Source organism: Phytohabitans kaempferiae, assembly GCF_042433955.1.
GTDB classification, from domain to species: Bacteria; Actinomycetota; Actinomycetes; order Mycobacteriales; family Micromonosporaceae; genus Phytohabitans; species Phytohabitans kaempferiae.
Window position 1 is genome coordinate 13,787 of record NZ_JBHLUH010000010.1, and the last position, 23,157, is coordinate 36,943.

The following is a 23,157-nucleotide window of genomic DNA, read 5'->3' on the forward strand; positions in this document are numbered from 1 at the left end:
CGGCGAAAGCGGCATCGTGGACGCGCGAGGCGCCAGCGGCGCGGCCGGACCGCGAGGAGCGGGGCGCGGCGCGGGAGGCTCAGTGGAGGCCGGCCGCGGCCCGGTAGCTCTCCAGGCGCTCCACCAGCTCGGCCGGGCGGCTGAGCGCGACAAGGTGGCCGCCGGGCATCTCGTCGATCTCGAGGCCCAGCCGCTCGCGGGCGTTGCGGCGCTGGAACTCCACCGGGAAGAGCCGGTCGTCGCGCCCCTGCAAAAACCGGGTCGGCACGTCCGGCCAGCGGTCGAGCGGCCACGGCTTCTCGAACGGAGTGCCCGACTGGTCGGGCCCGCCGCGGGCGAACGCCTCCGCCGTCACCTCCGGCGGCACGTCGTGGAAGAAGTTCGCCGCCGGGTCGAAGTCGCCGGGCCGCCCCTCCCGCGCGGCCAGTTCCGCCGCCGCCTCGGCCTGGCCGGTGTTGACCCACCACTCGCCGCCGGACTCGCCCGGCTTGGGGATCATCGCGTTGAGCAGGATCAGCAGCTCCACCGGTATGCGGGCGCAGACCAGCGGCGCGCTCAGCCCGCCCATCGACTGGGCGACGAGCACGAGCCCGGTGCGGCCACCGATCGCGGCGAGGATCGCCTCCGTGTAGTCGGCCAGGCCGGCGGAGTGGTCGCCGGCGGGCAGGTCGACGGCGACCACCTCGTGGCCGCGCTCGCGCAGCAGCGGGACGACCCGGTGCCAGTACCAGGAGTCGCCTCCGGCCCCGGGGATCAGCACGTACGTCGCCATGTTCAGCCCTCCAACCTCACCGTCGCTCCCAACTTAGGAGTGACCAGCGGGTCCGGGTCGCCCGGGGTGCGGCCACCGCCCCGGCCCGACGCGATGCTCACGGCCGGCCCCGCCAGCGACCTCGCGCCGGGCGGCCGTTCGCGCGCGCCAGGCGGTATTGACACGTTTCGGTGGCGTACTCGAAACTTATCGAAAGTTGACATCCGTGATCTTCGATTGCTGTGTCACTTCACCATCCCATCTGGAAGGAGAGCCCCAGTGGCCACCACCTTGGGCCGCTCCAGGGTCCGTTCGCTCGGCGTCGTGCTGGCGGTTTCGGCATTGACGGTCGTGGGGACGGTTGCCGTGGTAGCGAGGACGACGACCGCCAGGGCCGCTGACGCGGGCCTGCTGGCGGCGTCGACGGTCGAGGACGAGGGCGCGGACTGTCCGGTTCCCGGGTCGGCGAACGTGCCCGCCACATCACGGCTTCCGGATCCGTTCCGGAAGATCGACGGGTCCCGGATCACGTCGAAGAACGACTGGCGCTGCCGCCGGGCGGAGATCAAGGAGCTGGCCGAGCGGACCGTCTACGGCCAGAAGCCGGCCCGGCCCGCGACCGTGACCGGCACCGTCTCCAGCAGCGGCATCACGGTCAGCGTCTCCGACCAGGGCCGCACCACGTCCTTCTCGGCCAGCGTCCAGCTCCCCACCACCGGCTCGGCGCCGTACCCGGCCGTGGTCGTGATCGGCGGGTTCGGCGCGGACACCGCCACCATCCGCTCGTCCGGCGCCGCCGTCATCAGCTACGACCCCCTCGCCGTCGGCCGGGAAGGCACGCCGCGCAACAACAAGCAGGGCGCCTTCTACACGCTCTACGGCGCCAACTCCAGCACCGGCATCCTGCTCGCCTGGGCCTGGGGCGTCAGCCGGATCATCGACGTCATCCAGCAGTCCGGCGGCAACGTCCTGCGCGCCGACATCGGCGTGACCGGCTGCTCCCGGTACGGCAAGGGCGCCTTCGTCACCGGCGCCTTCGACGAGCGCATCGCGCTGACCATGCCGGTCGAGTCCGGCAGCGGCGGCGCCCCGATCTTCCGCGGCATCCCCGGCGAGTCCGGCGCCCAGCCGCTGAGCAGCGCGTACGGCGAGCAGCCCTGGCTCGGCGACGCCTTCAACGCGTACACCGGCAACCCCAACTCGCTGCCCGTGGACACGCACTCGACGGTCGCGATGATCGCGCCGCGCGGGCTCTTCCTCATGGAGAACCCGCACATCGACTGGCTCGCCGCCCGCTCCGGCAGCGTCGCCGCCCTCGCCGGCGCTGAGGTCTACCGGGCACTCGACGCCACCAACAACATCACCTACTGGTCCGACGTCACGGACGGCAACCACTGCGCCACCAGGAACGAATGGCGCACGCCCATGCAGCAGTACATCCAGAAGTTCCTGAACAACACCGGCAACCCCACCGGCGCCATGCGGATCTCCTCGCGCAAGCAGGGCAACCTCGCCGAGTGGCGGGACTGGCAGACGCCCACGCTCACCGACGGCCCCACCACACCGCCGCCGACGACCCCGCCGCCCACTACGCCCCCGCCCACCACGCCGCCACCGACCACTCCCCCGCCCACCACGCCACCGCCCACGACCCCGCCGCCCACCACGCCACCGCCGACCACCCCGCCGCCGACCGGCGCCTGCTCGGCATCGGTGTCGCTCAACCAGTGGACGGGCGGTTTCGTGGCCACCGTACGGGTCACCGCCGGCGCCGCGCCGGTCAACGGCTGGACGGTCTCGCTGACCCTGCCCTCGGGAGCCAGCGTCACCAACGCCTGGAACAGCAGCCGGAGCGGCAACAGCGGCACGGTCCAGTTCACGAACGTCAGCTACAACGGCTCGATCGCGGCCGGGCAGTCGACCGAGTTCGGCTTCCAGGGCACCGGTACCGGCACCGGCATGACCCCCACCTGCGCCGCCCGGTAACCATCCGCGCGGTACCCCATCCCCGGGCCCGGTGCGGCGGCGACAAGCCTCCGCGCCGGGCCCGCCCGCACGGTTCAGGCCGCGGTCACCACACCATCCATGTGGAACGATGTGATCCTCCAGAAGCGCCTGAACGAGGGGTCTGCCAAGTGAGTCGTGAGTGGACGCTGGTCGGGGCCACGACCGAGTACACCGTCGGGCTGCCGGAGCACGGCGGCTGGCTGGAGCTGCGCGCCTGGGGGCCGCACGGCGTGAGCGACGGTCCCTCCCCGGTCGGCTGGGAGGGCCAGCCGCAGTACATGACGCCCGGCGACGTGGCCCCGGTCGAGTACGCGCCGGACGGCGTGCGCCCGTTCGCCGGCCCCGACCTGGTGGTGCGGCCGGCGCGGGCGCTCCGCTGGGCGTTCGACGGCGCCAGCCACGACGGTGCGGCGCTGCGGGTCGACTTCGCCGACGCGGCGACCGGGCTGCGGGCCGCCCTGCGCTACCGGCTCGCCGCCGGCTCCGACGTGGTGGAGCGGTGGGTCGAGCTGACCAACACCGGAGCCGCCCCGCTCAGCCTGGTGGAGATGGGCTCGGCCGCCTTCTCCGTACCGACGCCGCACGGCGCCCGCCTCGCCTACCTGAGTGGACAGTGGGCACGGGAGTTCACGCCGGCCACCACCGAGCTGTGGCGCGGGCGGTTCGAGATCGGCAGCACGCTCGGCGTGACCGGGCACCAGTTCTCGCCGTACCTCGCCGTGCGGGACGCCCGGGACGCCGGCCCGACCTGGGGCGTCGCGCTGGCCTGGACCGGCTCGTGGCGGATCGCCGCCGAGCGGGACGCGGCCGGGCTCACCCGCGTGCGCGCCGGCCGGGTCGCGGTCGACGGCCCGCTGCTCCTCGCGCCCGGGGCGACGCTGGTCACGCCGGTCGCCGCGGGGGCGTACAGCGCGGAGGGCGTCGACGGGCTGGCCCGGGTCTGGCACGCGTACGAGCGCGACCTCGCCGGCGACCGCCTCACCCGTACCCGCAAAGTGATCTACAACTCGTGGGAGGCGACCTGCTTCGACGTCGACGCCGCCGGCCAGCTCGCGCTCGCCGAGGTCGCGGCGGAGCTGGGCGTGGAGACGTTCGTGGTCGACGACGGCTGGTTCGTCGGGCGCGGCGACGACACCGGCGGGCTGGGCGACTGGACGCCCGACCCGGCGAAGTTCCCGGAGGGCTTCGACGCCTTCGTCGGCCGCGTGCGCAAGCTCGGGCTGGAGTTCGGCCTCTGGGTCGAGCCGGAGATGGTCAACCCGCGCTCGACCCTGTACGCGGCGCACCCCGACTGGGTCTACCAGGTGGACGGGCGGCCGAAGACCACCATCCGCAACCAGTACCTGCTCGACCTGGGCCGGCCCGAGGTGGAGGAGTTCGTGCACTCCACACTGGACGGGCTGCTTCGCGGGTACGACATCACGTACCTCAAGTGGGACTTCAACCGCCCGCGGACCGAGCCGGGCCGCCCCGGCGTACCCCTGGACGAGCCGGACCTCGACGGCGCGCACGTGGCGGCCCTCTACCGCATCCTGGAGGCGCTGCGCCGCGACCATCCACAGGTGACGGTCGAGGGGTGCGCGGCCGGCGGCGGGCGCGTCGACCTGGCGATGGCGTCCAGAGTGGACGTGGTGTGGCCGAGCGACAACACCGCGCCGATCGACCGCCTGCGCGTGCAGGACGGCTACCTGCGGGCGCACGCGCCGCACCTGATGAGCTCGTGGGTCACCGACGCGACCGGCCTGTTCGACCTGCGGCCGAGGTCGCTGGCCTTCCGGTTCGTACTGGCCAGCGCCGGCGTACTCGGCATCGGCGCCGACATCCGCCACTGGACGCCGGACGAGCGCGCCGAGGCGGCCCGCTGGGTCGCCCGCTACAAGGCGGTACGGGACGTGGTCACGCGCGGCGAGGTGCACCGGATCGGCGGGCCCGACGAGGAGCGCTGCGCGGTGCAGTACACACTGGACGGTCGCGTGGTCGTGCTCGCCTGGAACCCGGGCCCGCTCGACGGGCTGGACACGGTGCCGGCCCGCCCGGTGCGGCTGCCGCTGCGCGGCCTCGACGCGTCGGCGAGGTACTCCGCCGGCGGCGCGACCTTATCCGGCGCCCACCTCATGTCGGTGGGGCTCCCGATCCGCTGGACGGGCACCTACGACGCCGACCTGATCGAGCTCAGTCTGGCGAGTTGACCCAGGTGGGGTCGCCGTCCTTGCAGCGGATCCGCATGCGGATCAGGGAAGGACCGTCGAACCACACACGGACCGTGAAGGCGGGCCCCGTGGTGACCTTGGTGACCCGGAAGCCCTCGGCCGCCTCCCAGCTCACCACCTCGGCGTCCGGGCCGACACAGCGGGCCTCGACGCTGCCGCCCGCGGAGGTCAGCGTGCTCGTATCCGGTGGCGGCGGGTCGGGCGACCGCATCGCCGACAGCGTCGGCTCCGGCGTGGTCGGCGTGACGCCCGGCGCGGGCGCGCTGGTGGGGGCGGCCGGTGGGGTGGCGGCCCCGACTGCGGTCGTGCCGGTGGTCTCCGGCGCGGGAGCCGGCCCGAGGCGGGGCGCGCCGCCCGGCGTGCCACCGGGGGCGGCGGGCGTGGTCGCGGTGACCGCGCTGCCCGCCGCGCCGGTCGCCTCCGGCTCGGGCGGCCGCTGCTCGGCGAGCGCGCCCTGCGTGTCGCCGCCGGGACCGGCGATGAGCGCGGCCACGACGACGGCGGCCACGACGGTCGCGGCCGCCACCGCGACCGCGAGCGTGCGCTGGCGGCGCCGGTCGCCGGCCGGCTCGAGCGTGGGCTCGTCGGCGACCCGCGGGGCCTGGGCCGCGTGCCGGGGCGCGCCGCCGGCCGGGCGGAGCACCACGCCCGCGGCGCGGGCGAGCACCTCGGCGACCTCGGCGGCGGTGGGCCGGTCGGCCGGGTCCTTGGCGAGGCAGCGGCGGCACAGCTCGACGACCTCGGCCGGCACGCCGTTGACCGGGGGCAGCGGGTCGGGCTCGGCGTACGTGTGCGCGCGCAGCATCTGCGTGGTCGTCTCGGCCGCCCAGGGCAGCTTGCCGACCAGCACGTAGTGGACCAGCAGCCCCAGCGCGTACACATCGGAGGCGGGCACGACCTGGTCGCCGGTGAGCCGCTCCGGCGCGAGGTAGGCGGGCGTGCCGACCATGCGGCTGTCCTGGTCGAGGTCTTCGATCGGGCCGGCCGCGGCGGCGATGCCGAAGTCGACCACCTTCGCCCCGCCGCCGGTGAGGATGACGTTGGCCGGCTTGATGTCGCGGTGGACCAGGCCGGCGTCGTGCGCGGCGGCGACCCCGCTCGCCACCTCGGCGCAGACCCGCATCGCCTCGGGCGGCGGCAGCGGCCCGTCGGCGATCCGCTGGCTCAGCGTCGGCCCGCGCAGCAGCTCCATCACCACGAACGGCTCCGGCCGCCCGGCCGCGTCGGTGGACTCGCCATAGTCGTAAACCCCGCAGACGTGCGGATGGGACAGGCGGGCGGCGGATCTGGCCTCGGCCTGGATGCGCAGGCGGGCGGCGGCGTCGGTGACGAGCCGGCCGGCCAGCACCTTCACCGCGACCGGACGGCGCAGCACCTCGTCGGTGGCCCGCCAGACCACCGACATGCCGCCGGAGCCGACCTGGTCCTCCAGCCGGTATCGGCCGCCCAAGAGCCGCAGCGCTTCCACGCGGCACAGTGTGCCGTAGTCGGCGACGGTCAGGCAGCCCGCCGTACGGCCGACGGATTTCCGACCACTCCGCCACGTATCAGGGAGCCGGCTACCGCCTCCCACTTCGGACGGACGCCAACCTCCCGCCACGGGGTGACGCGCCGGCTGGATCGTCGAACGACGATGGGCGGATGAGAAGACGACAGATCGTACGCGCGATAGCGGCCGCCACCGTCGCCCTCGTGGCCGTCGCCGGCCTGCCCGGATCCGCCTCCTCCGCGCCGGGCGACCCGCTCGACCGCGCGGCGTTGCGACGGGCGCTGGCGGCCGTGCACGCGGCCGGCGTGCCCGCCGCGTTCGCCGAGGTCCGCGACGGTGGCCGCACCTGGTCGGGAGCCGCCGGCACCGCCGACCTGTCCACCGCGCGCCCAGCCAAGCCCGACATGCGCCACCGGGTCGGCAGCATCACCAAGAGCTTCGTCGCCACCACCGTGCTCCAGCTCGTCGCCGAGGGGAAGGTGGGGCTCGACGACCCGATCGGGCGGCACCTGCCCGAGCTGGTGCCGGGCGAGCTGGGGCAGCAGGTCACGGTCCGCATGCTGCTCAACCACACGAGCGGGATCGGCAACTACACCGACGCGCTGCTCGGCTCGCTCGCCGGGGTGATCAGCGTGGGCTCGACGTCGTACGCGCCGGAGGAGCTGGTGCGGATCGGGCTCTCGCTGCCGGTGACCGGCGCGCCCGGCGAGGGCCACTCCTACTCCAACACCGGCTACATCCTCGCCGGCCTGCTCATCGAGAAGGTCACCGGCAACGACGCGGCCGCCGAGATCACGCGGCGGATCATCCGGCCGCTGCGCCTCACCAGCACGTACTTCCCCGGCGACGACCCGAAGATCCGCGTTCCACACGCCGGCGCCCACTTCGCGCTGCTCGGCGTCCGTGACTTCGCGACGTACCAGATGTCGTGGGCCTGGATGGCCGGCGAGCTGATCTCCACTCCGGCCGACCTCGACACGTTCTACCGGGCGCTGCTCGGCGGCAAGCTCCTGCCACCGGCGCAGCTCGCGCAGATGCGCACCACCGTGCCGATGGACCCGGCGCAGCCCGAGGTCGGCGGCTACGGCCTCGGCCTGTACTGGAACGCCACGCCCTGCGGCCCGGCCTGGGGCCACGACGGCGGCGTGGTCGGGCAGATCACGCTCTCGCTGCACGCGCCGGACGGCAGCCGCCAGCTCTCGCTCGCCACCAACCTCAGCCACTACCAGCTGGGCGTGCCCGAGCTGCACCCGATCGACGCCGCGTGGCTCGGCTTCGCCGTCACCGGCCTCTGCCCGGGCGCGACCGCCCAGCGGGCCGCGGCACCGCCGCGCCTCCCCCTTCCGGGCGCCCTCCCTGTCCCGGCGGGCTGACCGGCCGCGACACACCGGCACCACGTGCCCGCGTACCGCGGCGGGGGTCACGCGGACGCGGCACGGCGGTCCGGACGCGCACCTGCCACGCGTGCTCTGTCGCGGACGGTGAATGATCGGGGGCATGGAGTTCGGAGTTGGCATCTTCCCCACCCACGACGGCATGAAGCCGGGCGACGTGGCCCGCTTCGTCGAGGAGCGCGGCCAGGACGCGCTGTACTTCGCGGAACACACGCACATCCCGGCCACCGAGACCGACCGCGCGCCCGGCCGGCCGCTGCCGTCGAAGTACTGGCACACGTACGACCTCTTCGTCGCGCTCACCGCGGCTGCGGCCGCCACGAGCCGGCTGCGCGTGGCGAGCGGCATCTGCCTGGTGATCGAGCGCGACCCGATCATCACCGCCAAGGAGGTGGCGAGCGTCGACCACCTCTCCGGCGGGCGGCTGGAGTTCGGCGTGGGCGCGGGCTGGAACCGTACGGAGATGCGGCACCACGGCACCGACCCGCGCGTACGCATGCGCGTCCTGCGCGAGCGGGTCGAGGCGATGAAGACCATCTGGACGAACGAGGAGGCCAGCTACTCCGGCCGGTACGTCAACTTCGAGCGCATCTGGTCGTGGCCCAAGCCGGCCCAGCGCCCCCATCCGCCGATCCTGGTCGGCGGCAGCGGCCCCACCGTGCTCGACCGGGTCCTGGCCTTCGGCGACGCGTGGTTCCCCAACTACTGGCCCGGCGTGTACGACCGGATCGCCGAGCTCCGCGCCCGCGCCGAGCGCCCCATCGAGGTACAGGTGATGAGCGTGCCCTCCGACCCCGCCATCTTCGAGCGCCTCCGCGACGCCGGCGTGCACCGCGTCGCCCAGTGGCTCCCGTCCGGCCCGAAGTGGCGGGTCGAGGAGGCGCTGGAGAAGTGGGAGCGCGCGATCACCGAGTACAACCCGGAGTGACCGCCGCGTCCCGGCCACGGTGACGCTGGTGATCCTGCCGCCGCCCTGCTGACCGCGCGTCCGGTCAGCAGGGCTTTCGCGTGCCGGCCCATCTCTCGGGCAGGGCCGCACACATCCGGTAGGGCGTCCTAGGAAGCTAGGTTTCCGCTCAGGCGCCGCGCGCTCAGGCGCCGCGCGCTCAGGCGCCGCGCGCTCAGGCGCCGCGCGCTCAGGCGCCGCGCGCTCAGGCGCCGCGCGCTCAGGCGCCGCGCGCTCAGGCGCTCAGGCGCCGCGCGCTCAGGCGCCGCGCGCTCAGGCGCCGCGCGCTCAGGCGCCGCGCGCTCAGGCGCCGCGCGCTCAGGCGCCGCGCGCTACTGCACCCCGAGCACGTCGACGACGAAGCGCAGCGGCCCCGGCGGCTCGCCGCCCTGCGGGTTTTCGCCGTACGCCAGCTCGGCCGGGATGTCGAGCTGCACGCGGCTGCCCACGGTGGCGCCGACCAGCCCCTGGTCCCAGCCGGGAATCACTCGGCCGGCGCCGAGCGGGAAGCTGAGCGGCTCGGAGCGGGTCCACGAGGCGTCGAACTCCTGGCCGGTGGTGTAGGAGACGCCGACGTAGTTGACCGTGATGTTCTGCCCCGCCTTGGCCGCCGCCCCGGTGCCCTTGATGAGCGGCGTGACGGTGAGCTTGGCCAGCTCGCCGGTGCCCGGCTGCACCTGCGGCTTGGTGGCGAGCGCGGGATCGGCCCCCTCCGGCACGGGCGGGAAGTCGGCCGGTGGCGGCGCCGGCTGCTGCGTCGCCGCGTCCGGCTGTGACTGGGGGGCGGCGGTGGCCGAGGTGGTCAGCGCCGGCGCGCCCACGTCGGTGCCGGAGCCGCCGTCACGCGCGATGTAGAAGACCGCGGCCAGGAGCACGACCACGGCGAGGCCGGCCCCCGCGCCGGCGAGCGCCTGGTTTCGCTTCTTCACCTGCGCCGCCCGCGCCGCCGCCGCCTTCGCGGCCGCTCGCCGCTCGGCCTTCGTCGACCTCTGCTCCGCCACGGTCCCTCCTCGTCCGCCAAGCCTCCGACACCTTACAGCCCGTGCCTGTGGCCGTCGTCGAGGGTTGGGCATCGGTCGATCCGTCGCGGCCACCGGGCCGCCCCGGACCCGCGTCACCGGACCGACCTGCGCGGGCGCCGCGGACCGCGAGAGGCGAACTGGAGCAGCCGCGGACCCTCGGGTCAGCCCAGGACGCTCGCGTACACCGACTCCAGCCGCCGGACCACCGCGTCCTGGTCGTACCGCGCGATCCGCGAGCGCCCGTCGCTGCGGGCCCCCGCGGCCAGCACGCCGGCGGAGGCTTCCACCAGCGCGGAGACCAGCTCGGCGTCGGCGGGCGGGAACGGCACGACCGCCGACGGGGTCACGTCCGCCAGTACCTCGCGCACGTCGCCGACGTCGACGCTCACCACCGGCAGCTCCATGGCCGCCGCTTCCTTGACGATCAGCGGCCCGCTCTCGGTGCCCTGGCGGGAGGTGACCAGCAGCAGGTCGGCGGCGGCGAACTTCGGCACCACGTCGGCGCGCGCCTGACCCGGGCCGGGCAGGATGAGCTCGCGCACCGGCAGCCCCCGCTCGCGCAGGCCGGCGAGCACGGCGGTGAAGATGTCGTAGCGCTTGACCGCGTTCTCGGGCGCGGCGCCGAAGAGCACGACGAGGTCGTCGGGCTTGAAGCCGAAGCCCTCCCGGGCCGCCGCCCGCTCGTCCGGCCGCAGCGGGGTGAAGAGGTCGAAGTCGATGCCGTTGGGCACGACCACGCCGGACCGGTCACCCGCCGCCTCCACCAGGCGTTTCGAGGGGTACACGCGGACGGCCGGCCGCCCCGCCGTCAGCCGCGTGATGCGAGCCTGCCAGGGCTCGTTGACGTCGCTGCCGTAGAGCGACAGCACGCGCGGCACGCGGCCGACGAGGCGGGAGGCGAGCGAGGTCAGTCCATAGTGGACGTGCACCAGGTCGTAGCGGGCCGAGCGGGCCCGGCGGCGCACTCGCGGCGCGGCCAGCAGGTAGTCCTTGGCCCCGCGCGACTGCGCCACCACCTCCACGTCGACGTCGTGGCCGAGCTTGCGCAGACCCTCCACCTGCTCGGCCACGAACACGCCACGGAAGCTGCCCGGCGTCGGCCACAGGTTCGTGACTGCCAGGATCCGCATCTCAGAAGAAGGACTTCACCGCGGCGACGACGCGCTGGAGCTGCTCGTCGGTCAGCTCCGGGTAGAGCGGCAGCGACAGGCACTCGTCGGCCCACGCCTCGGTCAGCGGCAGGTCGCCCCGCTTGTGACCCAGCGACGCGTACGCCGGCTGGAGGTGCAGCGGCACCGGGTAGTGCACGCCCGCCCCGATTCCCTGCGACTTGAGGTGCGCGAGCAGGTCGTCGCGGCGGGAGGTACGCAGCAGCGCGTGGTGGAAGACACTCCTGCGGTCGGGCGTCGCCGGCGGGAACCACAGGTCGCCCACGCCGGTCAGCGCCTCCTCGTAGTCCGCCATCAACTCGACCCGGCGCTGGTTGTCGGCGTCGAGCGTCCGCAGCTTCACCGAGAGCACGGCCGCCTGGAGCGTGTCCATGCGGTGCGCGTACCCGATGATCTCGTGCTCGTACTTCGTGGTGCGCCCGTGGTCGCGGAGCTTGCGCACGGCGGCGGCGAAGTCGTCGTCGTTGGTGGTGATGGCGCCCGCGTCGCCGAAGGCGCCGAGGTTTTTGCCCGGGTAGAACGAGAAGCAGCCGGCCAGGCCCCAGCCACCGGCCCGCACCACGCTGCCGTCGGCCTTGACCACGTCGGCGCCGTGCGACTGGGCCGCGTCCTCGATCACCGGTACGCCGGCGGAAGCGGCCACCGCGGAGATCTGCTCAAGGTCGGCGGGGCGGCCGTGGATGTCGACCGGGAGCACCGCGCGCACGCCGTCGATCGCGTCCTTGAGCGCCACCGGGTCGATCGCGCCGGTCTGCGGGTCGATCTCGACGAACCGCGGCGTGGCGCCGAGCCAGGTGATCGGCTCGGCCGTGGCGATGAACGTGTGCGCCGGCACCGCCACCACGTCGCCGGGTCCGACGCCCGCGGCCGCGAGCGCCAGGTGCAGGGCGGCGGTGCCGGAGCCGACGCCAATCGCGTGCTTGGTGCCGCAGAAGGCCGCGAACTGCTCCTCGAAGGCCCGCAGCTGCGGCCCCTGGATGAAGGCCGTGCTCTCCACGACGTCACGGATGCCGGCGTCGATCGCCTCCTTGTGGCGCTGGTAGGAGGCCTTGACGTCGACGAGCGGTACTGCGGTGGTCATCGTGACTCCGATGGCGATGGGGGGTACGGGGGGACAGATGGGTAAGGCCGGTGGTCGAGCCCGGCCGGGCAGAGCAGGTCGTCGACGGTCTTCACTTGCCGCCCCGCGTTGCCCACCACGACGGCGCCGGGGGCGACGTCCTTGGTGACGACGGCGCCGGCGCCGATGAGCGCGCGCTCGCCGATGTGTACGCCGGGCAGGATCGTGACGTTGGCGCCGATGCGGGCGGCGCGTCCGATGTGGACGCCCTTGATGCACTTGGAGACGTCGGGGCAGCGTGGGAACGGCGCGTTGGTGAGCGTGACCCGCGGCCCCAGCCACGCGTCGTCCTCCAGCACGGAGAACTCGGGCACGAAGCAGTGCGAGTGCACGCGCACCCGGTCGCCGATCCGGACGGTGTGCTCCACGACGGAGAGCGAGCCGACCGACACGTCGTCGCCGATCGTGGTGTGCTCCCGCACCAGCACGTGGTGCCCGGTCTGGAACTTCGCGCCGGCGGTGACACCGGCGTAGACGACGGTGTGGCTGCGCAGCTTCGCGCCGTCGCCGAAGGAGGTCTTCACCCCGGCGGGGCCGGAGCGGCCCACGACGCAGAACTCCTCGACGACACTCCCGGAACCGAGCGCCACGCCGTCGGCCACCACGGCGAGAGGACTAACGCTCACCAGCCTCAACCTTCACCTGGGCACCGCCGGCACGCAGCGAGGCGTCGACCGCCTCGAGCACGGCCACGACGTCGACCCCGTTCCACCCGTCGGTACGCGGGCGCGTGCCGGTGTCGGCACACTCCAGGAAGTGTCGCAGCTCGACCCCGAGCGGCTCGGCCTTCTCCAGCTCGGGCGCGGTCACGACGCCGTCGCGCAGCCGGTACTGCCACGCGCCGTACTCGTCTTCGAAGACCTTGTCCGCGCCCTTGTCGTAGACGCGCAGCTTGGCGTCGGCCTCCATGTCGTCGTAGACCAGCATCTGCTTGCTGCCCACGACGGTGGTGCGCCGGGTCTTCGACGGGTCGAGCCAGCTCACGTGCATGTGTGCGAGCACGCCGCCGGGGTAACCGACGGTGACGAATGCCACGTCCTCGACCGTCTTGTTGAGATAGCGCGCCCCCTCGGCCGCCGCCCACTCGGGGCGCTGCCCGACGAGGAAGTTGGCGATCGAGACGTCGTGCGGGCCGATCGACCAGAACGCGTTGATGTCGCTCTGGATGCGCCCCAGGTTGAGCCGCTGCGAGTGCAGGTAGAGCAGGTCGCCGAACTCGTCCCCGTCGACCAGCTCCTTCATCTTGCGCACCGCGGGGACGTACTCGAAGGTGTGCCCCACCATCAGCACCCGGTCGCGCTCGTCGGCGAGCCGGGCGAGCGCGACGGCGTCGGCGCTGGAGAGCGCGAGCGGCTTCTCGACCAGGACGTGCTTGCCCGCCTCCAGCAGCCGCCTGGTGAGCGGCGCGTGCGTGGCCGCCGGGGTGGCGACCACCGCCATGCCGACCTCGGGGTCGGCGAGCACGGCGGCCAGGTCGTCCGTGACGGTCACCTTCGGGTACAGCCCGGCCGCCTTCGCGCCCCGCTCGGGCGAGAGCTCGACCAGGTAGCGCCACCGGTCACCGGCGTGGGCCTGGAGGTTGCGGGCCAGGTTGGGGCCCCAGTAGCCGAAGCCGACCAGTGCGACGGCATCACTCACGTTCTTCGGTCCTCTCGGGTGTCACGCTCCCGCTCGTTCCGGGAGACACTAGCGTGCCACGCTGCCACCAGACCCAGGCCAGGCCGAGGATGGTGAAGAGCTGCACCGGGAAGAGCGGATCCTCCAGCGAGGGCGCCAGGCAGGCGACCAGGACGGCGAACGTCATCGCGGCCGGAGCCCACCAGCCGAACGGGTGCACCGCGAGGCCGCGCCGCCACACCGCCCGCACGATGGGCGCGATGAGCAGGAAGAGCCACGCGAGGTAGGCGAGCGCGCCGAGCGCGCCGGTCTCCACGAGCAAATGCAACCAGAACGAGTCGACCTGCTTCTCGTTGGACCCGTAGAGGCGGAAGCCCTCGGGGCCGAAGCGGGGATCCTGATACCAGAGGGGGTCGTGCTGGTACGCCACGATGCCGCCGAACTGGCCCACGCCGTAACCGAGCACCGGCCGCTTGAGCCACAGTTCGACGCCCTGCTGGGCGTAGAGGACACGCACCTCGCGCTCGGGGATCCTGTCGCGGTCCTCGCCGCAGTCGGTGCGCGTCTCCACGCAGGCGTCGTCGGACTCGGCGCCGCTGGGCAGGTCGAACGCGCTCGCCACGCCGGCGAGGCGGCGGGCCAGCTCGGCCCGGTTTTCCGGGCTCACCGCGAGCTGCGCGACCGCGAAGCCGAGCACCAGCGTGACGCAGATCGCGCCGGCGGCGAACTTGCCGCGGCGCAGGAAGCAGACCACCGCGACACCGGCGACGAAGCCGAGCGTCGACTCGCGGGACTGGGTCGCCGACAGCGCGAAGGCGATCAGCACGAAGGCGAGCCACCACCGCCAGTGCACCTTGGGACGGGACGCCATGTAGGCGAAGATCCCGAGCATCGTGAGCGCGAGCAGGTGGCCGAGGTGGTTGGGGTGGTCGAGCAGCGCGTGCGCCCGGTTGATCCGGGCCCACGTCATGTTGATCCAGCCCAGGTTCTCGTACGTGGTCGGGCCGGCGAGCGTCTGCCAGATGGCGATCAGCGCGTTCAGGCCGACGATCGCGCCCACGACGATGAGCACCGTGCGCACGCGCTTCCGGCTCGGGTCGGCCGCTCGCCAGGCGTAGAAGACGATCACGCCGCGCAGGTAGACGTAGCCCGCCTCGGCGATCAGGCGGATCGGGGAGTCGCCGAAGAGGCCGGCGAGCACCAGCACCACGCCGAGCACCACGAGTGCGATGTCGGCCGGCCTGCGGAAGTCGCGCCACCGACGGTCCACTGTGATCTTGAGGAGCGTGAGGGCGAGGAGGAGCAGGTACAGCGCGTTCTTGACCGTCTTGGGCCAGTCGGGCCCGTCGGGCAGCAGGTTGCCGCGGTCGTCCTCGACAGGTGTCGCGAGGATGACCTGGATCCAGGTCTCGAACAGCACCCAGACCAGCAGCGCCCCGAGCAGCACCACCAGTGCGGCACCGAGCAGGTGGCTCAGACGGCCCGTCCCGACCGTGCGGGGTGCTGCTAACTCACCGGTCGGCTTGGTTCCCGGTTCTGCAGAAAGCATCTGTGCCCCGTCATCCGTTCCGTTCCGTACCGCGCCGCGCGCCACTACACCCTCCGTCCCGAACGAGATGGTGAACCCCCGGCCACCTTAAGCCGTCCGCCGATCGAATCGTCGCGCAGTAGGCGGATCTGGCCGCGCAACAAGAAAATGCCAGCGATCAGGGCGAACGCCGCCGCGGCGGCCCGGGTCCCGGGTATCAGCCACCGGTCCGCGACCGACGCCGCCACAAGGACGAGGGCGACGAACCCGGCGGCCACGCCCACCGGCGCGCGCCACGACATCCGGTGCAGTCGCCACGCGATGACGATCGGGCCACCGGCGGTCACCGCCGTGCCGCAGAGGTAGCCGATGCCCACGCCGGCCGCGCCGAGCGGGCCGCCGAGCGCGGCGACGACCCCCAGCCCGGTCAGCAGGCCGGCGACCGCGGAGAGGACCGGCACGCGTACGTGCGCCCCGCTGGAGAGCACGTTGACGGCCGGCACCGCGACCACCGCCAGGTACGTGGCGGCGAGCATCAGCCGCAGCACGGGCGCGCCATCGGCGTACTCCCCGCCGCCGAAGAGCGTCAGGATCTCCGGCGCGACCAGCAGCGCGACCGCGAAGAGCGGGGCCAGCACCACGAACAGCGCGCGTGTGGACACGTCCGCCTGGCGGCGCACGTCCGCGACGTCGCCGGCGCCGTGCGCGCGGGCCATCGACGGGAAGAGCACGATGCCGAGCGCGCGAGGCAGGAAGTACGCGGGCGCGATGAGCGTGACCGCCGCCGCGAAGTACGCCACCTCGCGCGGCGCGGCGAAGTGCTGCGCCAGCAGCTGCGTGCCTTGCAGGAAGCCCTGCGAGCAGAGCGTGCCGACGCAGGCGAGCGAGACGAACACGGCGATCTCGCGGGTCGCGGTGAAGCGTTCCTTCGCCCCGCGGGTGAGCGGCCGCACCTGCCGCCAGGCGCCGAAGGTGAAGACCGCGTAACCCGCCGCGAGGGGCAGGAGGTAGACGGTCCAGCCGGCGGCCACCACCAGCACCGTCGCCGCCAGCGACAGGCCGGAGCAGATCAGCTCCAACCTGGTGTACGCGGGGACGAGCCCGAAGCCGTACAGCACCGACTTCTGCACGGAGTACGCGGAGAACGCGCAGCAGAGCGCCGCCACCTGGAGCGCGTCGACCCAGCCGAGGTCGAACGCGACCGCGGCACCGGCGGCCGCGCCGAGGCTGATCGGCACCGCGCCGGCCCAGCCCACGCGCACGAGGAGCCGGTGCACGCCCCGGGCCGCGGCCGGGTCACCCCGCCCGTGCTCGTACGGGATGAACTTGGACGCCGCGCTCGCCACACCGGCCGGCAGCAGCAGGCTGCCGATGGTGGTGACCGCGATGAGCGTGCCGACCAGGCCGTACGTCTCCTGGTCGGTGGCACGGCTGACCAACGCGCCGTGCAGCAGTCGGGTCAGCCCGAGGGCGACCAGCCCGGCCATGGTGAGCAGCCCGGTGCGGACGATCCCGGGCCGGGCGGGCGCGCGCTTGCCGGCCGGGGCCGCACCGGTCGGGCTCGCCTCGCCCGCCGGCGCCCCGGGACGGCTGTCCTCGTCGCCGCGCTCCTTGGACCGGACGGTGCCACCCCCCGGGGCCGGGGTCTCAACCACGCCTGGCGGCGAGGCGGTCGACGACCGCGAAGTAGTGCTTCTTCTGCTCGCTCCACCGCAGGCCGGCCATGACCTCGCTGGCCCGCGCCGCCTGGGCGAGCGCCCGGTCGGGGTCGGCGGCCAGCTCGCGCATCGCCTCGTGCAGCGTGTCCGGGTTGGCCGGATCGACGTAGCGCACCGCGTCGTCCGGGAAGTACCGCGAGATGACCGGGTTGCGGAACGTGATGACCGGGACGCCGAGCATCGCGTACTCCATCAGCTTCGTGGGAAGCACGCCGTCGGTCCAGGGGTCGAGCTGGCTCGGCACGAGTCCGATGTGGACCTTCTCCAGCTCGCGCACGATCTCGGGCAGCGGGTAGAGCCGCGTGGGCAGGTCGACCGCGTCCGCGACGCCCAGCTCGGCCGCGCGGGCGGAGAGCTGATCGAGCCCGTCGCCGCTCCCCCGCACCTGGAGGCGGGCGCCGGGAACCTCGCCGCGCAGCCGGGCCAGGGCCTCGGTGGCGGCCACCAGCCCGTGCCGGGGCGCGATCAGCCCGTGGTAGCTGAACACGACCTCGCCCGCCGGATCCCAGCGCAGCGGCTCGGGGCGGGGGACGAAAAGGCGCTCGTCGGGGCAGTTCATCACCACGGAGACGGGGCGCTTGGTCCAGGCCCGGATCTCGTCCGCGTACTGCTCGTGCACGGTCAGCACCTCGTGGGCGAAGCGGAACGACGCCTTCTCCGAGGCGGCGATCACGCCCAGCACCTTGCTCCGCCCGGCGAACTTCGAGGCGAAGAGCTTGGAGGTCAGGTCGTGCACGTCGAGCAGCAGCGGGGTGCCGAAGAGCCGCGGCACGAGCGCGGCGAAGACCAGCGCCTCGGGCATCGAGTGCGCCTGCACCAGGTCGAACGAGCGCGGCCGCGTGGCGAGCCAGCGGGCGGCCCGGGCGCCGAAGCCGCCGTACAGCGACAGGTACGCCTTCGCCGAACTGCCCCGGTACTTGCGGGTGGGCAGGTGCACCACCTTCACGCCGTCGACCATGTCGACGGTGGGGCGACCGGGCGCGGTGAGCGCGACTACGGTCACCTCGTCACCGCGAGCGACGAGCGCCTCTGCCTGGCGGCGCACGCGCGGGTCCGATTCGTACTCACTGACCACGATCATGCCGATCCGGAGCGGTCGGCCCGGATCGCGCGTCGGTGGGGTGGCCTTCTCCGGCGCCGACAACTTCACGCGCCCGAGGATAGGGGCGAAGCCCGCACGGGTTCTCGGGCAGGGGGCCCCAGTACGCAATTTTTACCGTCAGTTAACCCGTCGTTCACCTAACGCCCAGTAACCTCCCAGCCTTCGGACCGGGCCGTCACGCGCACCTCACCTCGGCGGTACGGGCGGCGCCGCCGGCCCGTGTGACAGGCTGTCCGCCATGACCCTGCTCCTCGTGGACGCGCCGAGCCTGTACTTCCGGGCGTACTTCGGTATCCCCGAGTCCGCCGCCAAGGCCCCCGACGGCACGCCGGTCAACGCCGTGCGCGGGTTCCTCGACTTCCTCGCCACGCTCGTCCGCGGCCGCCACCCCGACCGCCTCGTGTGCGCGATGGACGCGAGCTGGCGGCCGGCGTGGCGGGTCGAGCTGCTCCCGTCGTACAAGGCGCACCGCCTCGCCGAGACCGGCCCTCCCGGCGCCGAGGTCGTACCGGACACGCTGGTACCGCAGATCCCGCTGATCCTCGATGTGCTCGAGGCCGTCGGCATCCCGGCTGTCGGCGCGGCCGGGTACGAGGCCGACGACGTGCTCGGCACGCTCGCCACCACGCAGCCCGGCCCGGTCGAGGTGGCCTCCGGAGACCGCGACCTCTTCCAGCTCATCGACGACGACAAGCCGGTGCGGCTGCTCTACTGCGGGCGCGGCGTCGCCAAGCTCGAAGACTGCGACGACGCGGCCGTGCGCGCCAAGTACGGCGTGCCCGCGGCCGCGTACGCCGACTTCGCGGCCCTGCGCGGCGACCCGAGCGACGGCCTGCCCGGCGTGCCCGGCGTCGGCGAGAAGACCGCGGCCCGGCTGGTCGCGCGCTACGGCGACCTGGACGGCATCCTCGCCGCGCTCGACGACCCCAAGGCCGGTTTCGCGGCCGGCCTGCGCGGCAAGCTGGCCGCCTCCCGCGACTACCTGGCGGTGGCGCCGAAGGTGGTGCGGGTCGCCCGCGACATCCCGATCCCGGAGTTCGACACGCGCCTGCCGACCGCGCCCGTCGACGGCGACCGACTGCTGGCGCTCGCCGAGAAGTGGAACCTCGCCGGCTCCTGCAAGCGCCTGGTCGACGCCCTGGCCCTGCCCCGCCGCCCGTAGCTAGGGCGTGTCTGGTGGATCTTTGCGGGGCTGCGGCGGGCCCAGACGGCGCCCGGCGGCGCCTGGACCTCGCCTCGCACCCACAAGATCCACCAGGCACGCCCTAGGCCCCGGCCGGCGGAGCCACGAGCGGCGGCGCTTCAGCCGGCGGGCGCTACCGCCGGCGGGTCGAGGACGGCAGGTTGGTGCGGCGTGCGGCCAGGCCGTGCGGCGACAGGGGCGGCTCGGGAGCCGGCTCGTTCGCCCGGTCCGCCAGCCGCGCGTCCATGTACGCGGCGCCGGCCCGGTCATCCTCGTTCGGTGCCGCCAGCACCGCGTAGATGAGCGCGATCGCCACGAGGATCACGGCCAGGATGATCGGGACCAGCAGGTTGGACGCGGTCGCGCCGACCGGGTCGCCGGGCATGAGGTGCTCGTGCGCGGACATCGAGGACATGCCGGTGAAGTGCATGCCGTTCACCGCGACGCCCATGACCAGCGCGGACGCGAAGATGGCCAGCCCGCCCTTGACGTTCACGACGAGCCAGAACGCCACCGTCGCGGCCACGACCGCGATCGCCACGGACAGCGCGACCCGCAGGGGGTCGTACTGGATTTCGGCGTCGACCCGCATCGCCGCCATGCCGGTGTAGTGCATGCCGGCGACTCCGAGACCGGCGAAGACGCCCCCTGACGCGATCTTGATGATCGTGGGGCGGCCGAGCGCGGCGATGAACAGCCCGATGCCCACCACCACGACCGCGATCACCGCGCTGACGGCGGTGAGCGCCACGTCGTACCGGATCTGCTGCCCGACCACCGAGAAGCCGAGCATGGCCATGAAGTGCATGCTCCAGATCGCGGTGCCGCCGATCGCCCATGCCGCCAGCATGAGCCACCAGGCACGCTGCGCGGTGGTGGTCGCCTCGCGCACGCGCACCGCACAGGTGAGGCCGAGCAAGGAGCCCAGCACCGACAGTGCGTAACTGAGAGTCGGCGTTATGAAGCCGTACTCGAAATGATGTATTTCCACGTTTCGTCCGTCCCCCAATAGCCTCAGCCAGCCATAACAGAGGCAAGTTCGCGTTTGCGATCATTAAGAGACGATCGGAGTTCTACAACTGGACGGTCGGCCAAACGTCACAGCGTGTCGGGAAAACTACGAGACGGCGTTGTACGCCAGCACTCCCCGATTGACCGCGCTCATCGCGGCGCGGGCGGTTTCGCGCAGTTTCGGCGTGGCCGAGGCGGCCTCGGCGACCTGGCCGAGCAGGTCGACCACCTGGCGGGCCCAGCGCACGAAGTCACCCGCGGGCATCTCGCCCTCCAGGTTGTGACCGCTGGCCAGCACCTTCGCCAGATCCTCGCCGCGGGCCCAGCGGAAGATCGGCCACACGAAGCCGAGGTCGGGCTCGCGGGTCAGGTCGAGCCCTCGGGACGCCTCGTCGGCTTCCAGCTCGGCCCAGATCTTGATGGTGGCGTCGACAGAGTCGGATATCGGACCGCGCGGCACCGAGGCCCGCTCGTCGCCCTCGCGCCGCGCCTCGTACAGCACGACCGAGACCGCCGCCGCCAGCTCGGGCGCGGCGAGACCGTCCCACACGCCGCGGCGCAGGCACTCGGCGACCAGCAGGTCGGCCTCGTTCCAGATCCGGGCGAGCATGCGGCCGGCGTCGGTCACCTCGCCCTCCGGCGTCAGGTATCCGCGCGTGGTGAGCAGGTCGCAGACGTTGTCGAACGTACGCCCGAGCGAGCTGGTCCGCCCGGCGACCTTGTCGCGCAGCTGCTCGGTGTCCCGCCACAGCCGGTGCCGCCGCTCGGCCCAGCGGGCGTGCTCCTCCCGCTCCGGGCAGGCGTGGCACGGATGCTGCCGAAGCTGGACGCGGAGCAGCGCCAGCTCGTGGTCTTCGCCGTTGCCGCCCTTGGCGCGCGACCGCCGCCCGGCGTGCCGGTCGAGGCCCGTCGCGGTCACCTGCGCGGCCAGGTCGCGCCGCGCCGCTGGCGAGCGGTGGTTGAAGTGCTTGGGTACGCGCACGCGGGCCAGCACCTCGGCCGGCGCGGTGAAGTCGGCCGGGGTGACCCGACCGGCCCACCTGTCCTGGGTGAGCACGAGCGGGCGGGGCTCGCCGAAGCCGCCCACGCCCGGGTCGAGCACGACCGCCAGCCCGGAACGGCGGCCGGACGGCACGCGCACGACGTCACCGATCCGCAGCCGCTCCAGCGAGCGCACCGCCTCGGCGCGACGCTGGCTGCTCCCCTGCCGGGCCAGCGCCCGCTCCCGGTCGGCGATCGCCACGCGGAGCGCGAAGTACTCGTCGAAGTCGCCGTGGTGGCAGCGCACCTCGTTGCCGTACGCCTCGATGGTCTCCTGGTTGCGCTGCACCTGCCGGGCCAGCCCGACCACCGAGCGGTCCGCCTGGAACTGCGCGAACGACGACTCCAGCAGCTCCCGCGCGGGCGCCGCGCCGACCGTGCCGACGAGGTTGGCCGCCATGTTGTACGACGGCCGGAAGCTGGAGCGCAGCGGGTAGGTGCGGGTCGAGGCGAGCCCGGCCACGTGCCGCGGGTCGACCTCCGGCGCCCACACGACGACCGCGTGCCCCTCCACGTCGATGCCCCGCCGCCCGGCCCGGCCGGTGAGCTGCGTGTACTCCCCCGGCGTCAGGTCGACGTGCGCCTCGCCGTTGAACTTGACCAGCCGCTCCAGCACCACGCAGCGGGCCGGCATGTTGATGCCCAGCGCGAGCGTCTCGGTGGCGAACACGGCCTTGACCAGCCCGCGCACGAAAAGCTCCTCGACGACCTCCTTGAAGGCCGGCAGCAGCCCCGCGTGGTGGGCCGCCAGCCCTCGCTCCAGCCCGTCGAGCCACTCCCAGTAGCCGAGGACCTGGAGGTCGCCGCCGGGGATCGAGGCCATCCGCGCCTCGGCCACGCGGCGGATCTCGGCCCGCTCGTCGGGCGTGGTCAGCCGCAGTCCGGCGTGCAGGCACTGCTGCACCGCCGCGTCGCAGCCGGCCCGGCTGAAGATGAACAGGATCGCCGGCAGCAGCCCCTCGCGGTCGAGGCGCTCGACGATGTCGGCGCGGAGCGGGGGCCGCCAGCGCCGCCCGCCACGACCGCCGCGCCCCGGCGTGTAGCCGTCGGTCAGCTCCAGCCGGCGCAGCGTCTCCCGGGAGTAGCGCAGCAGCTCGGGGTGGACGTCGTGCTTACGGGCCGCGTCGGCGTCGTGGAACAGGTCGAACATCCGCCGCCCCACCAGCATGTGCTGCCACAGGGGCACCGGCCGGTGCTCGCTGACCACCACCGCCGTCTCGCCCCGCACGGTGACCAGCCAGTCGCCGAACTCCTCCGCGTTGGAGACGGTCGCCGACAGGGACACGAGCGTCACCGAGGCGGGCAGGTGGATGATCACCTCCTCCCACACCGCGCCACGGAACCGGTCGGCGAGGTAGTGCACCTCGTCCATCACCACGTACGCCAGACCCTCCAAGGTGGAGGATCCGGCGTAGAGCATGTTGCGCAGCACCTCGGTGGTCATGACCACCACCGGCGCGTCGCCGTTGATCGCGTTGTCGCCGGTGAGGAGGCCGACCCGCTCGGCGCCGTACCGCTCCACCAGGTCGTGGTACTTCTGGTTGGAGAGCGCCTTGATCGGCGTCGTGTAGAAGCACTTGCGCCGCAGGCCGGGCGTGGAGAGCGCCAGGTGCACGGCGAACTCCCCCACCACGGTCTTGCCGGCCCCGGTCGGGGCGCAGACGAGCACGCCGCTGCCTCGCTCGAGTGCCTCGCACGCCTCCCGCTGGAAGTCGTCGAGATCGAATCCGAGGTCGAGGGCGAAATCCTCGAGGGCCGGGAAACCGGAGACCGCTTCGGCCCGTCGGCGCGCCGCGGCGTACCGCTCGGCGGGGCTGCTCATGCCCATAATTTATCTTGCCCGCACAGC

General features: G+C 73.4%; 17 protein-coding genes. 5 read left to right on the plus strand and 12 right to left on the minus strand.

The annotated features are described in order from the left end of the window. Positions 1-79: 79 nt before the first annotated feature. Positions 80-772, minus strand: a complete 693-nt coding sequence (locus ACFFIA_RS08855) for an alpha/beta fold hydrolase (protein ID WP_377248343.1) — start codon at positions 770-772, stop codon at positions 80-82. A gap of 258 nt (positions 773-1,030) precedes the next feature. Here ACFFIA_RS08855 and ACFFIA_RS08860 point away from each other — a divergent pair, with 258 nt between their 5' ends. After that, positions 1,031-2,737, plus strand: coding sequence for a glucuronyl esterase domain-containing protein (locus ACFFIA_RS08860; protein ID WP_377248346.1), 1,707 nt, complete (start codon positions 1,031-1,033; stop codon positions 2,735-2,737). A gap of 149 nt (positions 2,738-2,886) precedes the next feature. Beyond that, positions 2,887-4,947, plus strand: coding sequence for an alpha-galactosidase (locus ACFFIA_RS08865; protein WP_377248349.1), 2,061 nt, complete (start codon positions 2,887-2,889; stop codon positions 4,945-4,947). Here the strand turns inward: ACFFIA_RS08865 and ACFFIA_RS08870 are convergent. After that, positions 4,931-6,436: a serine/threonine-protein kinase gene (locus ACFFIA_RS08870; RefSeq protein WP_377248352.1), complete on the minus strand. Its 1,506-nt coding sequence runs from the start codon at positions 6,434-6,436 to the stop codon at positions 4,931-4,933. The two genes, ACFFIA_RS08865 and ACFFIA_RS08870, sit on opposite strands and share 17 nt — an antisense overlap. 290 nt (positions 6,437-6,726) lie before the next feature. Here ACFFIA_RS08870 and ACFFIA_RS08875 point away from each other — a divergent pair, with 290 nt between their 5' ends. Both ACFFIA_RS08875 and ACFFIA_RS08880 read left to right on the plus strand, forming a co-directional pair. Next, the gene (locus ACFFIA_RS08875) at positions 6,727-7,830 is read left to right on the plus strand and encodes a serine hydrolase domain-containing protein (RefSeq protein WP_377248607.1); all 1,104 of its coding nucleotides are present in this window, start codon (positions 6,727-6,729) and stop codon (positions 7,828-7,830) included. Between the two features lie 124 nt (positions 7,831-7,954). Beyond that, positions 7,955-8,779, plus strand: coding sequence for a TIGR03619 family F420-dependent LLM class oxidoreductase (locus ACFFIA_RS08880; protein ID WP_377248355.1), 825 nt, complete (start codon positions 7,955-7,957; stop codon positions 8,777-8,779). Between the two features lie 350 nt (positions 8,780-9,129). Here the strand turns inward: ACFFIA_RS08880 and ACFFIA_RS08885 are convergent, their stop codons facing one another. The 8 genes from ACFFIA_RS08885 to ACFFIA_RS08920 form a co-directional block, all read right to left on the minus strand. Continuing rightward, the gene (locus ACFFIA_RS08885) at positions 9,130-9,798 is read right to left on the minus strand and encodes an FKBP-type peptidyl-prolyl cis-trans isomerase (protein WP_377248358.1); all 669 of its coding nucleotides are present in this window, start codon (positions 9,796-9,798) and stop codon (positions 9,130-9,132) included. A gap of 182 nt (positions 9,799-9,980) precedes the next feature. After that, entirely contained in the window at positions 9,981-10,949 is a 969-nt protein-coding gene (locus tag ACFFIA_RS08890) for a glycosyltransferase family 4 protein (protein WP_377248361.1), read from the minus strand. Position 10,950: 1 nt separating this feature from the next. Then, a complete protein-coding gene (locus ACFFIA_RS08895; RefSeq protein WP_377248364.1) occupies positions 10,951-12,069 on the minus strand; it encodes a DegT/DnrJ/EryC1/StrS family aminotransferase in 1,119 nt (372 codons plus the stop codon). Beyond that, on the minus strand, positions 12,066-12,734 hold the full coding sequence (locus ACFFIA_RS08900; protein ID WP_377248367.1) for an acyltransferase: 669 nt from the start codon (positions 12,732-12,734) through the stop codon (positions 12,066-12,068). The genes ACFFIA_RS08895 and ACFFIA_RS08900 overlap by 4 nt, the downstream gene beginning before the upstream one ends. Then, a complete protein-coding gene (locus ACFFIA_RS08905; RefSeq protein ID WP_377248370.1) occupies positions 12,724-13,746 on the minus strand; it encodes a Gfo/Idh/MocA family protein in 1,023 nt (340 codons plus the stop codon). Before ACFFIA_RS08905 ends, ACFFIA_RS08900 begins: the two co-directional genes overlap by 11 nt. Next, positions 13,739-15,274: an O-antigen ligase family protein gene (locus ACFFIA_RS08910; RefSeq protein WP_377248373.1), complete on the minus strand. Its 1,536-nt coding sequence runs from the start codon at positions 15,272-15,274 to the stop codon at positions 13,739-13,741. Before ACFFIA_RS08910 ends, ACFFIA_RS08905 begins: the two co-directional genes overlap by 8 nt. 44 nt (positions 15,275-15,318) lie before the next feature. Beyond that, positions 15,319-16,908: a lipopolysaccharide biosynthesis protein gene (locus ACFFIA_RS08915; protein ID WP_377248376.1), complete on the minus strand. Its 1,590-nt coding sequence runs from the start codon at positions 16,906-16,908 to the stop codon at positions 15,319-15,321. Further along, the gene (locus tag ACFFIA_RS08920) at positions 16,901-18,121 is read right to left on the minus strand and encodes a glycosyltransferase family 4 protein (protein WP_377248379.1); all 1,221 of its coding nucleotides are present in this window, start codon (positions 18,119-18,121) and stop codon (positions 16,901-16,903) included. Before ACFFIA_RS08920 ends, ACFFIA_RS08915 begins: the two co-directional genes overlap by 8 nt. A 190-nt stretch (positions 18,122-18,311) precedes the next feature. Between ACFFIA_RS08920 and ACFFIA_RS08925 the strand changes: the two genes are divergently transcribed. Next, positions 18,312-19,235, plus strand: coding sequence for a 5'-3' exonuclease (locus ACFFIA_RS08925; protein ID WP_377248382.1), 924 nt, complete (start codon positions 18,312-18,314; stop codon positions 19,233-19,235). A gap of 154 nt (positions 19,236-19,389) precedes the next feature. On the opposite strand, the gene ACFFIA_RS08930 is transcribed toward ACFFIA_RS08925, so the two are convergent. Beyond that, on the minus strand, positions 19,390-20,187 hold the full coding sequence (locus ACFFIA_RS08930) for an MHYT domain-containing protein (protein WP_377248385.1): 798 nt from the start codon (positions 20,185-20,187) through the stop codon (positions 19,390-19,392). A gap of 186 nt (positions 20,188-20,373) precedes the next feature. After that, positions 20,374-23,130: a DEAD/DEAH box helicase gene (locus tag ACFFIA_RS08935; protein ID WP_377248388.1), complete on the minus strand. Its 2,757-nt coding sequence runs from the start codon at positions 23,128-23,130 to the stop codon at positions 20,374-20,376. Positions 23,131-23,157: the final 27 nt, after the last annotated feature.